This is a genomic window from Pseudomonas sp. BW7P1, assembly GCF_024981055.1.
Taxonomy (GTDB): domain Bacteria; phylum Pseudomonadota; class Gammaproteobacteria; order Pseudomonadales; family Pseudomonadaceae; genus Aquipseudomonas; species Aquipseudomonas bananamidigenes.
The window spans coordinates 5,731,157-5,745,216 of sequence record NZ_CP103374.1 but is presented as its reverse complement, the minus strand read 5'-3'; the positions used below and the strand labels follow the sequence as shown (position 1 = coordinate 5,745,216).

Below are 14,060 nucleotides of genomic sequence, written 5' to 3'. Positions count from 1 at the left end.
GGGGGCAGCGGTTTTTTTTATACCCGGATTTCCCCAATTCCGGGGCTCATTCCCCAGCATGGATAAGGGCGCTGCTCGGCCGAACCCTTGCGCTTATTGATTCAAAATGTTTCCAGAAGAGTGGCCAATTAATTGCACCGCCCGATTTACCGGTGCTTTTCAGAACTGCCTGCTCAAAGAAGCAAGACGCCCGGTACTTAACAACAACAGTCAGGGTGAAGCCTATGAACATCAGTCGACTTGCTCGTTTGACCTTCTGGTTACCCGTCGCGCTGGCAGTCCACAGCGCATGGGCCGCCGACCCCGCCGAAGTCGATCCTCCCGTGCCGGAGGTTCCCTCGCTGCAATCGTTGCGCGGGATGGTGCCCCCCGATCCGTCCGGGACCGAGGGCGGGCGCAAGGTCGACCTGATGACCGACTACGTGCTCAATCGCCAGGCCGCGATCTTGCTGGGCAAGGCGCTGTTCTGGGACATGGAGATCGGCAGCGATGGCGCCACCGCCTGCGCCTCCTGCCACTACCACGCCGGCGTCGATCACCGCATCACCAACCAGCTCAACCCCGGCCAGGCACACACCAACGCCAACGTCGCGTCGATCTTCAACAAGCCGTTTGTGGCCTCGGATATTCCGGGTGACGTGGCGTCCTACGCAACGTTGTCCGGCGGCAAGGGTGGCCCGAACTACACGCTGAAGAAAACCGACTTCCCGACTCACGTGCTGAGCAATCCGCTGGAGCGTAACTCGCCCATCGTGTACTCGACGGACGATGTGGTCGGCTCGCAAGGCGTGTTCGATGCCAACTTCGTCAAACCCAATCAGGCGCGTTTCGACAAATGTACTCAGCAGCCGGACGGTATTTTCCAGGTCGGTGGCATCAACGTTCGCCGCAGCACCGGGCGCAATGCGCCGTCGGTGATCAATGCCGCGTTCAACGTGCGCAACTTCTGGGACGGTCGGGCCAACAACGTGTTCAACGGCTTCTCGCCGTTCGGCAATCGCGATCCGGATGCCGGGATCTACGTGACCAGCGAGCGCAGCACAATCGCGACCAAAGTGCGGCTGGCGCTCAACGATGCGTCAGCCGCCTCGCAAGCGGTCGGCCCGCCCGGTAGCCCGGTGGAAATGTCCTGCGGCGGTCGCACCTTTGCCGACATCGGCCGCAGGATGCTCGACACGTTGATGCTCAAGCAGCAACGGATCTCATCCACCGATTCGGTACTGGCTCCAGTATCGGGCGCACGACGGCCGACCTATCGCGAGCTGATCAAGAACGCCTTCCAGCCCCGGCTGTGGAACGCCACGCAAAACGTTCTGGTGGGCGGTGCGCCGTACACGCAGATGGAGGCCAACTTCCCGCTGTTCTTCGGCCTGGCGATCCAGATGTATGAGGCGACGCTGGTGTCCGATCAGGCGCCGATCGACGCCTACCTGCAAGGCGATCACACCGCGATGAACGCGCAACAGATCGAGGGCATGAATCTGTTTCTCGGCAAGGGTAAATGCGTCAATTGCCACGGCGGTCCGGAGCTGACCAACGCCGCCAGCCGCCTGCTGATGCATCCGCGCGAACGCATCGAACGGATGGTGATGGCCGACAACCTGACCACCCTCTACGACAACGGCTTCTACAACACCGGCGTGCGTCCGACCTCGGAAGACCTGGCCCTCGGCGGCGCGGATGCGTGGGGCAACCCGTGGTCGTTCACTCGGCAGTACAACACGGTGTTGCAGGGCGGAAAATCGGTCGATCCGCTGGACGTCGATGTCTGCACGTTCGAGGCGCCGTTGAGCGCGGCCATTCCATGCGATGCCACGCTCAAGCCGAATGTCGGTTTCCGCGATTCGGTCGACGGCGCGTTCAAGACGCCTACTCTGCGCAACATCGCGCTGACCGGGCCATACTTCCACAACGGCAGCCGCTCGACGCTCAAACAGGTAATGGAGTTCTACAACCGTGGCGGGGATCGGCGCGGGGAAGACGCCAACAACACCAGCGGCTTCGAGCATCCGGCGGTGAACCAGCACAACACTTCCAACCTCGACCCGGACATGACGGCACTGAACCTGACGCCCGATGAAATCGACGCGCTGGTGAAATTCATGGAAGTCGGCTTGACCGATCCGCGCGTGGCCTGGGAGCGAGCACCGTTCGATCATCCGTCGCTGGTGATCCCGCAAGGCCATATCGGCGATGAAAATGCCGTGACCCAGCGCCCGGCCAGTCCGAAAGTCACCACCCGTCAGGCGATGGACGCATCGCTCAATCTCAAGCCTTACGGTGCTGAAGGCAGGCCGGCGTCCGAAGGGCCATTACAGCCGTTCTACAACGATCTCTGAACAGAAAAACAGACCATGGCCATCAAGAATGATGGCCATGGTGGCCGTCTAGCGGCCATTCCGCAAAAAACCTTACTGAATCCCTCAGCAACCGACGATTTCGGCCGTTAAAGAGACAGCCTGTGATCTGGATCACATTGTGTGTGCTTAACTGGCCATATTGCAGGCACAATGCCATCTCTTTGCCAAGACGGTCGGAGCTTTACCCTTGCCGCGTTCTTCCGCTGTACGTTTCAGTCACTTTTTACCTTCACTGCTGTTGTTGCTTGCGGGGCTGGCGGCCGCGTACGTCAAAGACCTCAATGTGTTCTTCACCTCACTGTTCAACGTGCTGCCGACCCTGGTGCTGTTGCTGGGCGGTTCGTATTGCGCGGTCTATCGACGCCAGCGTGAACTGTTTCTGATGGTCACGGTGTACATCGCCTACTTTCTGCTCGACACCCAGACCGACTATTACCGCGACAACGGCAAGGTGCGTGAAGACGCCGCCGTGGTGTTCCATCTGGTCTGCCTGCTGCTGCCGTTGCTGTTCGGTCTGTTCGCTGCGTGGCAGGAGCGCACGCATCTGTTCCAGGACATGGTGGCGCGTTTCGCCGTGCTGCTGGCTTTCGGCAGCGTGGCGCTGGGACTCGAGCAAAGTTATCCCCAGGCCCTGTTGATGTGGCTTTCGGAGATCCGCTGGCCGGCTTTGCACGGGGCCTGGATGAGTCTGATCCAGATGTGCTACCCGGTATTTCTTTCGGCGTTCCTGCTACTGGCCTGGCAATATTGGCGCCATCCGCGTCCGCTGCATGCGGCGCAACTGGTGGGGTTGCTCGGGGTGTTCTGGATGCTGCCGAAAACCTTCATTCTGCCGTTCACGCTGAACATCATGTGCAGCCAGGTGATGCTGATGATTGCCGCTGCGGTGGCGCATGAAGCCTATCAAATGGCTTTTCGCGACGAGCTCACCGGACTTCCGGGGCGTCGCGCACTCAACGAGCGCATGCAGCGTCTGGGGCGCAACTATGTGCTGGCGATGAGCGATGTCGATCACTTCAAGAAATTCAACGACACCCATGGTCACGACGTGGGTGACCAGGTATTGCGGCTGGTTGCCAGTAAACTGTCGAAAGTCAGTGGCGGCGGCCGGGCATATCGCTACGGCGGTGAAGAGTTTGCCCTGGTGTTCGCGGGCAAGACACTCGAGGAGTGCATGCCGCACCTGGAGGTCATCCGGGAATCGATTGCGTCCTACAACATCCAGCTGCGCAATCAGGAAAGCCGTCCGCAGGACGATCAACAGGGGCGCCAGCGTCGTGGCGGCTCCGGTGCGTCCAGCGTATCGGTCACGGTCAGTATCGGTGTCGCCGAAAGAGTGGAGCAGCGCACGCCGGAAGACGTGCTCAAGTCCGCCGACCAGGCGCTCTACGCTGCCAAGGGCGCGGGACGGAACTGTGTGATGGCCTTCGGTCAGAACCGCCGTGGCGCGGTACGTATGGACAGCGCAGCGAGTTGAGCGAAGGCGCGTTCAACGTCCGGCATTGTTAAACAAAAGAGCCCGCTGATTGCGGGCTTCTTATTGGCCAGTTCGGTGACCAAAAATAACAAACAAGTCATGGCTTGACCCTATGTGTCGCAAAAGTTGTTGGGTTACACTCCGACTCAACGAAAACTTCCTTCCACGAATCACCTGTTTTGATCTTTGCGAGGTTTGCCATGGCTGACTATAAAGCGCCGCTGCGCGATATGCGCTTCGTCCTCAATGAAGTGTTCGAAGTCGCCAAGCTCTGGGCCGAACTGCCGGCACTGGCCGAGACTGTCGATGCCGAAACCGTCGAAGCCATTCTTGAAGAGGCCGGCAAGGTCACCAGCAAAAGCATCGCGCCCCTGAGCCGCGCGGCCGACGAAGAAGGCTGCCGCTGGGCCGACGGTGCGGTTACCACACCGGCCGGTTTCCCACAGGCCTATCGGACTTATGCCGAAGGCGGCTGGGTCGGCGTCGGCGGTGATCCGGCCTACGGCGGCATGGGCATGCCCAAGGCTGTGTCGGCTCAGGTCGAAGAGATGGTCAACTCCGCCAGCCTGTCCTTTGGTCTGTACCCGATGCTGACCGCCGGCGCGTGTTTGTCGATCAACGCCCACGCCAGCGAAGAGCTGAAAGCCGCTTATCTGCCGAACATGTACGCCGGCATCTGGGCCGGTTCCATGTGCCTGACCGAGCCGCATGCGGGCACCGATCTGGGCATCATCCGCACCAAGGCCGAGCCTCAGGCCGACGGTTCCTACAAGATCAGCGGCACGAAAATCTTCATCACTGGCGGTGAACACGATCTGACCGAAAACATCATCCACCTGGTGCTGGCCAAGCTGCCGGACGCACCGGCGGGGCCGAAAGGCATTTCACTGTTTCTGGTGCCGAAGTTCCTGGTCAATGCCGATGGCAGCCTGGGTGCGCGCAACCCGGCCAATTGCGGTTCGATCGAACACAAGATGGGCATCCAGGCCTCGGCTACGTGCGTGATGAACTTCGACGACGCCGTGGGTTATCTCGTCGGCGAGCCGAACAAAGGCCTGGCCGCGATGTTCACCATGATGAATTACGAGCGTCTGGGCGTCGGCATACAGGGCCTGGCGTCCGGTGAGCGCTCTTATCAGAACGCCATTGAATACGCCCGCGATCGCTTGCAGAGCCGTGCGCCGACCGGCGCGCAGAACAAGGACAAAGTGGCCGACCCGATCATCGTCCATCCGGACGTGCGTCGCATGCTGCTGACCATGAAAGCCTCGAACGAAGGCGGCCGTGCGTTCTCCACCTACGTGGCGATGCAACTGGATACCGCCAAGTTCAGCGAGGACGCAGTCACCCGCAAACGCGCCGAAGATCTGGTGGCGCTGCTGACGCCAGTGGCCAAGGCGTTTCTGACCGACCTGGGTCTGGAAACCACTGTCCACGGCCAGCAAATATTCGGTGGTCACGGCTATATTCGCGAGTGGGGTCAGGAGCAACTGGTGCGTGATGTGCGCATCACCCAGATCTACGAAGGCACCAACGGCATTCAGGCGCTGGATCTGGTCGGTCGCAAGATCGTTGGCAGCGGTGGTGCGTTCTACAAACTGTTCGCCGACGAAATCCGTCATTTCACCGCAACCGCCAGTGCCGACCTCGGTGAATTCATCAAGCCGCTGAGCGATGCCGTCGATACCCTCGACGAACTGACTTCGTGGCTGCTGGACCGGGCGAAAACCAACCCGAACGAAATCGGCGCAGCGTCGGTCGAATACCTGCAGGCCTTCGGTTATACCGCCTACGCGTACATGTGGGCGCTGATGGCCAAGGCATCGTTGGGCAAGGAAGCGCAGGACGATTTTTATGCGAGCAAACTCGGCACCGCGCGGTTTTACTTTGCCCGTCTGCTGCCGCGTATTCACTCGTTGAGCGCATCGGTGAAGGCGGGCAGCGAGTCGCTGTACCTGCTGGATGCCTCACAGTTTTGAGGACGTGACGCCATGTAAGCGATCTCTTACATGACGTGCTGCTGTTCTCCCATAGGCGCAGATTGGATCCAGAGCTAATCTACTTTCCATGGACGTAGCGCAGGAAGCGCAAAGCAATAACACGGACACGTAAGGATTCTGCCAGGGTGGCGGAGTGAAATGGATGTCAGGGAAACAGTCTGCAAAGCCCCGCTTCGGCGGGGTTTTCTTATGCCCGCAGAAAATTTTCAGCCCAAGGAATCCAGAGCCGGCGAGCCTTTGAGAGGTTTGTCCTCGCGCTGCATCACTTCTTCCAGCAAGGTCCTGAGCAACGCCAATGACGCCTGTTGGCGTTGCACATCACGGCACACCAGACCCACCTTCAGCGGTACTCGTGGTTCGCTGATCGGTTTCCACAGCAAATCCTGATCGTCGTATTCCTTTTGTGAGCGCCCGGGCAGCACCGTCGCCAGCCGTGTGTGGGGCAGGCTGTCGAGAATCCCCACCATATTGTTCAGCTCCGCCTGCACCTGCGGGCGTCGCCCGAGGCTGGCCAGTTGCGCCTGCCAGATCTGACGGATCTGGAATTCTTCTCCCAAAAGCAGCATGGGCAATTCGGCAGCCTGACTCATCGAGACCTTCTTGAATTCCCGCAGCGAATGATCCGCCGGAATGACCAGCGTCAATTCATCTTCGTACAGCATCACGCCGTGCAGACCCGGCTGGCGTGGCGGCAGATAGCTGATGCCGATGTCCAGCGAACCATTGAGCAGGCGTCGCTCGATCTCCAGTCCCGTCAGTTCATAAATCTGCACCACCAAATGCGGCTGGGCCTTGCGCACCCGTTCCAGCATTTGCGGCACCAGGCTGGTGTGCACGGTTTGCAGCACACCGATCGCCAGCGTACGCAGCGCCTGTCCCTTGAAGTTGCCCAGCGCCTCGCGCGCACGTTGCATGCCATCAAGCAGTGGCAGCGCGTGGTTGTACAGCGTATGGGCGGCGAGGGTCGGCAGCAGGCGTTTGCTGCTGCGCTCGAACAGGGTGACGTCGAGGTTCTGTTCCAGATGGCGGATCTGCTGGGACAACGCCGGTTGAGAGATCGACAAGCGTTCGGCGGCACGCCCCACATGGCCTTCTTCGTAGACCGCGACGAAATAACGCAGTTGTTTGAAATCCATAAGTGATACTTATCGAAAATGCTGGGAAATCGAAATGGCTCGGCGCCTTGAAGACGCCTAGTCTAACCGCATTCACAAGGCTTGCAGGGCCGGAAAGCGCAATGACCAGCGTTTGCTTCGAAAGTGTTTACATAGGCAGTTCAAAAAACCTCAATCGAGGTTTTTTTCAATGAATCTGTTCAGCTTGCGGCGCCAGGCGCCGAGCCTCGATGACCTGACTTTTGAAACCCATGTATCGGATGCCGCCGATGGCCTCAATGCCGGGCGCCTGATGCCCAGCGTCGAGCGCCCACAGCAGGTTTTCGTTCGCGGCCAGGGTTCCTGGCTTTGGGACAGCAATGACCGTGCCTACCTGGACTTTTCCCAGGCCGGCGGCGCCAACAGCCTGGGCCACAGCCCTTCGGCGCTGGTCAAAGCCATCGCCAGCCAGGCGCAGGCCCTGATCAATCCCGGCTTCAATCTGCACAACCGCGGCATGCTCAGCCTCGCCGAGCGTTTGTGTGCCAGCACTTCCAGCGATCAGGCGTATCTGCTCAACAGTGGCAGCGAAGCTTGTGAAGCCGCGATCAAACTGGCGCGTAAATGGGGTCAACTGCATCGCGGCGGCGCCTCGCGGATCATTGTCGCCAGACAAGGCTGTCACGGGCGTAGTCTGGCGACGATCTCGGCGTCGGACAGCTGCAACCTGCACAACCGCTTCGCGCCGCTGTTGCCGGGCTTCGATCTGGTGCCGTTCAATGATCTGCCGGCGCTGCATGCTGCCGTCGATGCGCAGACCGTGGCGATCATGCTCGAACCGATCCAGAGCGATGCCGGTGTCATTCCGGCGACCGAACATTACCTCAAGGGTGTCGAACGCCTGTGCCGTGAACTGGGAATTCTGCTGATCCTCGACGAAGTACAGACCGGCATTGGCCGCTGTGGCACATTGCTCGCCGAACAGTCCTACGGCGTGCGCGCCGATATCGTCGTGCTCGGCAAGGGCCTTGGTGGTGGCGTTCCATTGGCTGCATTGCTGGCGCGAGGCAAGGCTTGCTGTTTCGACTCCGGCGAGCTGGGCGGTACTCATCACGGCAACGCACTGATGACAGCCGCCGGCCTGGTGGTGCTCGACAGCGTGCAGGACGGCGCCTTCCTCGAACAGATCCGGGACAACGGCCAGCATCTTCGCGAAGGGCTCGCCCGTCTGGCCCATCGTTATGAACATGGCGAGTTGCGCGGGCAAGGGCTGTTCTGGGGACTGACCCTGTCGGAAGACTCCGCAGAGGCCGTGGTCAAAGCCGCGCTCCACGAAGGCTTGCTGCTCAACGCCCCACAAGCCAACTGCCTGCGCTTCACCCCGGCGCTCACCGTCAGCAAGGCCAACATCGACGAAATGCTCCTGCGCCTGGCCCGCGCATTCTCCCGGGTACGCACTGCGCAATTGCAATGCCGCAAAGGGATTGCCGTTTGAGCTGAAGTTTCCCACCCGAATCCAAGAACCGTCTCGCGGTATAACGCACGCCCCACGTCTGATTCTTTTGGCGTGGGGCGTTTTTTTGTGCGCCGGTAATGGCAAACAAATGGCGATATCGCGGGTTGCACTGAACCCTGACAAACGGCACAGGTCGATTAGCTTGTATGGCTCAGTCGAGCCAGCCCCCAATCAGGAGCTGCCCCATGGACTTCATCCGCATCATCATCGCCATTATCTTGCCGCCGCTGGGCGTGTTTCTTCAGGTCGGATTCGGCGGTGCGTTCTGGCTCAATATCCTGCTGACGCTGTGCGGCTATATCCCGGGGATCGTGCATGCGGTGTACATCATCGCCAAGCGCTGAGTTTCAATCCGCCAGGCCCATCACTCGCCGATAGAAACGCCACTCCTGCTCCAGCGCGTGGGCCTGGTTCGCGGCCCGGCGAAAGCCGTGGCGTTCGTCGGCGTAGTAATGCGCTTCGACCTCAATGCCGTTGTGCTCCAGGGCCGCAACCATGTCGCGGGTCTGTTGCGGCACCACAACAGCGTCCAGTTCACCCTGAAAGAAAATCACCGGTACGCGAATGTTGTCGGCATGCGATAACGGCGTGCGCGCGGCGTAACGGCCGGCATCTTTCTCCGGATCGCCGATCAGCCAGTCCAGGTAGTCGCCTTCGAACTTGTGTGTCGCCCGGCCCAGAGCCACCGGATCGCTGACGCCATACAGGCTGGCGCCGGCGCGAAACACCTGATGGAACGCCAGGGCGCACAGCGTCGTGTAGCCACCGGCACTGCCGCCTCGGATGAATGCACGCTCGCCGTCGATCATGCCGCGATCATTCAGGTAAGCGACGACCGCACAGGCATCCTCGACATCCACCGCGCCCCAGCTCAGATGCAGCGCTTGTCGATATTCCCGGCCATAACCGCTGCTGCCCCGGTAGTTGAGATCCGCAACAGCGAAGCCGCGCTGCGTCCAGTACTGGATACGCGGGTCGAGCATCGGGTAACAGGCCGATGTCGGGCCGCCGTGGATGAACACCACCAGCGGTGGTTTCTCATCGCCACTCGTGGCCGGGTAGAAGAAGCCGTGCGCTTCACCTGAACCGCTCGGATAGCAAAGGGTTTGCGGGCGGCTGATGCGGTCGGCGGGCAGCGGTGCAATGCCGCCGGCCAGCAATTTCACTTCACGCGACTTGCGATCAATGGCGATCACGGCTGAAGGGCTGATCGGTGAGGCGGCGATGCAGTAAATGAACTGATCATCGACAGCCAGATGACGGAAGCGGCTGAAGTCGCCAGTGAAGTCTTCACCGTTGAGCGCCAGACGACCAAAACCGCCTTCGCTCCAACTCGCCAAAAAGCCTTCGTCGACGGGCAGCCAGGTGCAGCCGCCGAGTTGCCATGGAGCTGGCGCATGATCGGCTTCGGCGCTGGCTAACGGCTGCAAGCCTTCTGTCGACTCGACCCACGGTTGCCAATAACCACCACGATCGGTCAGACAGCCCAGTCGGCCGTTGGCATCGAAACGCGGTTGTTGGATCGACTCTTCAAGTGCTTCACCAGCCACGCAACGCGGGGCGAAAAAATCGTTGTCCGAGCGTTCGGCGAGCATCAGTCGGGTGGAGGTCCACGGCTGATGCGGGCGGCTCCACTCTATCCATGCAAGGCGTTGGCCGTCCGGGCTGATAATGGGCGACGCGTAAAAATCCGCGCCTTCAACCAGCCTATGGCGTTCGCCACTCGCCAGATCGATAGCCACCAGCCGATGTCGATCACCGTTCTCTTCAACAGCCAGCACCTGCCCGTTGGCAAAATGCAGATCACCATATCGGCATTCCCCGGACGTCAATGCCACGGGTTCGCCGTCCAGCGTCTGTCGGTACAACTGCTGGTCCGCCTCGTTGACGAAAACCACTCCATCGGGCGTCAGACAAAACGCCCCGCCGCCATATTCGTACACCCGGCTGCGCACGCTGAAACCCGCAGGCGTCAGACATTTCGCCACGCCGTCGCGCCAGTGCCAGATCCGGCACGCGGCATCGGCGGGGCGGTATTCATTCCAGAACAAACCAGTGGCGCCGAGCTGCAATTCGGCGAAATCCACACCGGCGGTAACGGCGGCAGTGGCGCTGAAAGGTTCAGCCTTTGGCGATGAGGCGCGAGTTTCGTTCATTGCGAAAGGCCAGTTGTTCGATGGTCTGGGAGGCGTGCTCGGCTTCTTCGCGGGCCTTGAGGATCACGCCGTGATGTTCGGATTTGCTGCACACCGGGTCGGCATTGCTGGCATCGCCGGTGAGCATGAACGCCTGACAGCGGCAGCCGCCGAAGTCCTGTTCTTTCTCGTCACAGGAACGGCACGGCTCGGGCATCCAGTCATAACCACGAAAGCGGTTGAAGCCGAACGAGTCGTACCAGATGTGCTGCATGCTGTGGTCGCGCACATTGGGAAATTGTACCGGCAGTTGTCGGGCGCCGTGACAGGGCAGGGCGGTGCCGTCTGGCGTGACCGTCAGAAACAGACTGCCCCAGCCATTCATGCAAGCTTTCGGTCGCTCTTCGTAATAGTCCGGGGTGACGAAAATCAGCTTGCACGGATGCCCTTCGGCTTCCAGTTTGGCGCGGTATTCGTTGGTGATGCGTTCGGCGCGGACCAGTTGCTCTTTGGTCGGTAACAGACCGACACGATTGAGCTGCGCCCAGCCGTAGAACTGGCAGGTGGCGAGTTCGACGAAGTCCGCTTCCAGAGCGATGCACAGTTCGATGATGCGGTCGATCCTGTCGATGTTGTGCCGATGGGTGACGAAGTTCAGCACCATCGGATAGCCGTGGGCCTTCACGGCGCGAGCCATTTCCAGTTTCTGCGCGAAGGCTTTTTTCGAGCCGGCGAGCAGGTTGTTCACTTGCTCGTCGCTGGCCTGGAAACTGATCTGGATGTGGTCGAGACCGGCCTTCTTGAAGTCGCTGATCTTCTGCTCGGTCAGGCCGATGCCGGAGGTGATCAGGTTGGTGTAAAAGCCCAGCTGACGCGCTTCGCGGATCAGTTCGGCGAGGTCCTGACGCACCAGCGGTTCACCCCCGGAAAAGCCCAGTTGTGCCGCACCCATCTCCCGGGCTTCGCGGAATACCTTGATCCACTGTTCGGTGCTCAGCTCTTTGCCCTGCTCGGCGAAATCCAGTGGATTGGAACAATACGGGCATTGCAGCGGGCAACGGTAGGTCAGCTCGGCGAGCAGCCACAGCGGCAGGCCGATTTCCGGTTTGGCCGGGACTTGCGCCGATGACTCAGGCAAGTTCGATCCAGTGCTGCGCACGGGCAACCTCCATGAATTGCTCGATGTCGTCACCGAGCTCGGGCACGCCGGGGAACTGTCTGTCGAGTTCGGCGATGATCGCCGCGACATCCCGTTCACCGTCGATCAGGCCGCCAATCAGCGCGGCACTTTCGTTGAGCTTGATCATGCCTTCCGGGTACAGCAGCACGTGGCCTTTCTGGGCCGGTTCGTACTGGAAGCGGTAGCCGGGGCGCCAGCTCGGGGTCTTGCTGCGGTCGAAACTCATAAGGCGATTCCTTTATGCCAGACCCGTTGATCGGTGACGCTGTGATACGGCGGGCGGTTCAGTTCGTAAGCCATGCTCATGGCATCGAGCATGCTCCAAAGGATGTCCAGTTTGAACTGGAGAATTTCCAGCATGCGCTCCTGGCCTTCGCGGGTCTTGTAGTGTTCGAGCGTGATCGCCAGACCGTGCTCGACATCACGCCGCGCCTGACCGAGACGGGTTCGGAAGTACTCGTAACCGGCCGGGTCGATCCAGGGGTAATGCTGCGGCCAGCTGTCGAGGCGCGACTGGTGGATCTGTGGCGCGAACAGTTCGGTCAGCGAGCTGCTGGCGGCTTCCTGCCAACTGGCGCGGCGGGCGAAGTTGACGTAGGCGTCCACGGCGAAACGCACGCCGGGCAGTACCAGTTCCTGGGAGCGCAATTGATCCGGATCGAGGCCGACGGCCTGGCCTAGACGCAGCCAGGCCTCGATGCCGCCGTCTTCGCCGGGGGCGCCGTCGTGGTCGAGCAGGCGCTGGATCCACTCGCGGCGGATCTCGCGATCCGGGCAGTTGGCCAGGATCGCGGCATCTTTCAGGGGAATGTTCACCTGATAGTAGAAGCGGTTGGCAACCCAGCCCTGGATCTGCTCGCGGGTCGCCCGGCCTTCATACATCGCCACGTGATACGGGTGATGAATGTGGTAATAGGCGCCCTTGGCACGCAGGGCCGCTTCGAATTCGGCGGGGGACATTGGAGTGTCAGTCATGTCTGTTCTCCGGGAACAACCATTGGATTCTTTGGTGTCTGTCAGGACGCCTTCGCTGGCAAGTCGAATCGTCGAACCGCAGCTCCCACAAGGTTCTGTGGCGTACACAATACCTGTGGGAGCTGTTCGACTTGCCAGCGATGAGGCCCTCAGCTACAGCACGATGCTCATGCCGTCATACGCCACTTCTACATTGCGCCGAACCAGTTCTGCGCGCTCCGGCGAGTCTTCGTCGAGAATCGGGTTGGTGTTGTTGATGTGGATAAGCACCTTGCGCTGCTCGGGAAGCTGTTCCAGCACTTCGAGCATGCCGCCGGGGCCATTTTGCGCGAGGTGGCCCATTTCGCGGCCGGTGCGGGTGCCGACGCCACGGCGCTGCATTTCATCGTCGTCCCACAGCGTACCGTCCACCAGTACGCAGTCGCTGCCGGCCATGATATCCAGCAGCGGTGCGTCGACCTTGCCCAGGCCCGGGGCATAGAACAGTTTGCCGCCGGTGCCGAGGTCTTCGACGATCAGACCGATGTTGTCGCCCGGATGCGGATCGAAGCGGTGCGGCGAGTAGGGCGGAGCGGCACTGCGCAACGGCAGCGGGGTGAAACGCAGGTTCGGGCAGGCGGCGACGGTGAAGCTTTGGTCGAGTTCGATGCGGTTCCAGTCCAGCCCGCCGTTCCAGTGCTTGAGCATGGTGAACAGCGGGAAGCCGGTGCTCAGGTCCTCATGAACCATGTCCGTGCACCAGACCTGATGCGGGCAGCCTTCGCGCAGACTGAGCAGGCCGGTGGTGTGGTCGATCTGGCTGTCCATCAGGATGATTGCACTGATGCCGGTATCACGCAGGGCCCGACCCGGCTGCATCGGGGCGAAGCTCTGGAGCTGCGCGCGGATGTCCGGCGAGGCGTTGCACAGCACCCAGTTCACGCCGTCATCGGAAAGGGCGATGGACGATTGGGTACGGGCCTTGGCATTCAGGCTGCCGTCGCGAAAACCGGCGCAATTGACGCAGTTGCAGTTCCACTGCGGAAAACCGCCACCGGCGGCCGAACCCAGAATCTGGACGAACATGAACGCTCCATCATTTCAACGCTGAAAATAAAACGCCCCGGCGAGCCGAGGCGTTGCACTGCAATTCTGACGAGACAGAACTCAGCGGCTGGCGAAGTACATGGTGACTTCGAAGCCGATGCGCAGGTCGGTGTAGGCAGGTTTGGTCCAGGCCATCGGGTGACTCCTTTTTCGGGTGGGTGAGATAGCGCTATCCATAGGTATAGTCCACGGCAGCGCCGAGATGTTCCAAATAGTTAGGTGGCTATGTTACTCAAA

Annotated in this window: 12 protein-coding genes; 5 read left to right on the top strand and 7 right to left on the bottom strand. The window is 60.7% G+C overall.

Annotated elements, in window-relative coordinates; all coding sequences use genetic code 11:
• Positions 1-224: 224 nt before the first annotated feature.
• From NWV16_RS25985 to NWV16_RS25975, 3 genes are all read left to right on the top strand, one after another.
• Complete coding sequence (locus tag NWV16_RS25985) at positions 225-2,339, top strand: cytochrome-c peroxidase (RefSeq protein ID WP_260521261.1); 2,115 nt, start codon at positions 225-227, stop codon at positions 2,337-2,339.
• 208 nt (positions 2,340-2,547) lie between these two features.
• Complete coding sequence (locus NWV16_RS25980) at positions 2,548-3,837, top strand: GGDEF domain-containing protein (RefSeq protein ID WP_260521260.1); 1,290 nt, start codon at positions 2,548-2,550, stop codon at positions 3,835-3,837.
• A 200-nt stretch (positions 3,838-4,037) separates the two neighbouring features.
• Positions 4,038-5,816 (top strand): acyl-CoA dehydrogenase C-terminal domain-containing protein, encoded by a 1,779-nt coding sequence (locus NWV16_RS25975; RefSeq protein WP_260521259.1) that lies wholly within the window; start codon positions 4,038-4,040, stop codon positions 5,814-5,816.
• Positions 5,817-6,043: 227 nt separating this feature from the next.
• Here NWV16_RS25975 and NWV16_RS25970 read toward each other — a convergent pair whose 3' ends face one another.
• Positions 6,044-6,973, bottom strand: a complete 930-nt coding sequence (locus NWV16_RS25970; RefSeq protein ID WP_260521258.1) for a LysR family transcriptional regulator — start codon at positions 6,971-6,973, stop codon at positions 6,044-6,046.
• Positions 6,974-7,142: 169 nt separating this feature from the next.
• Here NWV16_RS25970 and NWV16_RS25965 point away from each other — a divergent pair, with 169 nt between their 5' ends.
• Together NWV16_RS25965 and NWV16_RS25960 are read left to right on the top strand one after the other, a co-directional pair.
• Positions 7,143-8,426, top strand: coding sequence for an aspartate aminotransferase family protein (locus NWV16_RS25965; protein ID WP_260521257.1), 1,284 nt, complete (start codon positions 7,143-7,145; stop codon positions 8,424-8,426).
• A 206-nt stretch (positions 8,427-8,632) separates the two neighbouring features.
• Positions 8,633-8,791, top strand: coding sequence for a YqaE/Pmp3 family membrane protein (locus tag NWV16_RS25960; RefSeq protein ID WP_065259115.1), 159 nt, complete (start codon positions 8,633-8,635; stop codon positions 8,789-8,791).
• Positions 8,792-8,794: 3 nt separating this feature from the next.
• Here the strand turns inward: NWV16_RS25960 and NWV16_RS25955 are convergent, their stop codons facing one another.
• From NWV16_RS25955 to pqqA, 6 genes are all read right to left on the bottom strand, one after another.
• Entirely contained in the window at positions 8,795-10,603 is a 1,809-nt protein-coding gene (locus NWV16_RS25955; protein WP_260521256.1) for a S9 family peptidase, read from the bottom strand.
• Positions 10,569-11,681 (bottom strand): pyrroloquinoline quinone biosynthesis protein PqqE, encoded by a 1,113-nt coding sequence (pqqE, locus tag NWV16_RS25950; RefSeq protein WP_409519400.1) that lies wholly within the window; start codon positions 11,679-11,681, stop codon positions 10,569-10,571. Before pqqE ends, NWV16_RS25955 begins: the two co-directional genes overlap by 35 nt.
• Before the next feature lie 31 nt (positions 11,682-11,712).
• Positions 11,713-11,988: a pyrroloquinoline quinone biosynthesis peptide chaperone PqqD gene (gene pqqD / locus NWV16_RS25945; protein ID WP_065259118.1), complete on the bottom strand. Its 276-nt coding sequence runs from the start codon at positions 11,986-11,988 to the stop codon at positions 11,713-11,715.
• Positions 11,985-12,737, bottom strand: coding sequence for a pyrroloquinoline-quinone synthase PqqC (pqqC, locus tag NWV16_RS25940; protein WP_085697728.1), 753 nt, complete (start codon positions 12,735-12,737; stop codon positions 11,985-11,987). The genes pqqD and pqqC overlap by 4 nt, the downstream gene beginning before the upstream one ends.
• 153 nt (positions 12,738-12,890) lie before the next feature.
• On the bottom strand, positions 12,891-13,802 hold the full coding sequence (pqqB, locus tag NWV16_RS25935) for a pyrroloquinoline quinone biosynthesis protein PqqB (RefSeq protein ID WP_260521254.1): 912 nt from the start codon (positions 13,800-13,802) through the stop codon (positions 12,891-12,893).
• An 81-nt stretch (positions 13,803-13,883) separates the two neighbouring features.
• The gene (gene pqqA / locus NWV16_RS25930) at positions 13,884-13,958 is read right to left on the bottom strand and encodes a pyrroloquinoline quinone precursor peptide PqqA (RefSeq protein ID WP_003444522.1); all 75 of its coding nucleotides are present in this window, start codon (positions 13,956-13,958) and stop codon (positions 13,884-13,886) included.
• Positions 13,959-14,060: the final 102 nt, after the last annotated feature.

Coding starts and splice junctions, on each gene's coding strand:
- pqqD (WP_065259118.1), bottom strand. CDS start 11,988: ATGAGTTTCGACCGCAGCAAGACCCCGAGCTGGCGCCCCGGCTACCGC.
- NWV16_RS25985 (WP_260521261.1), top strand. CDS start 225: ATGAACATCAGTCGACTTGCTCGTTTGACCTTCTGGTTACCCGTCGCG.
- NWV16_RS25960 (WP_065259115.1), top strand. CDS start 8,633: ATGGACTTCATCCGCATCATCATCGCCATTATCTTGCCGCCGCTGGGC.
- NWV16_RS25975 (WP_260521259.1), top strand. CDS start 4,038: ATGGCTGACTATAAAGCGCCGCTGCGCGATATGCGCTTCGTCCTCAAT.
- NWV16_RS25965 (WP_260521257.1), top strand. CDS start 7,143: ATGAATCTGTTCAGCTTGCGGCGCCAGGCGCCGAGCCTCGATGACCTG.
- pqqB (WP_260521254.1), bottom strand. CDS start 13,802: ATGTTCGTCCAGATTCTGGGTTCGGCCGCCGGTGGCGGTTTTCCGCAG.
- NWV16_RS25970 (WP_260521258.1), bottom strand. CDS start 6,973: ATGGATTTCAAACAACTGCGTTATTTCGTCGCGGTCTACGAAGAAGGC.
- NWV16_RS25955 (WP_260521256.1), bottom strand. CDS start 10,603: ATGAACGAAACTCGCGCCTCATCGCCAAAGGCTGAACCTTTCAGCGCC.
- pqqC (WP_085697728.1), bottom strand. CDS start 12,737: ATGACTGACACTCCAATGTCCCCCGCCGAATTCGAAGCGGCCCTGCGT.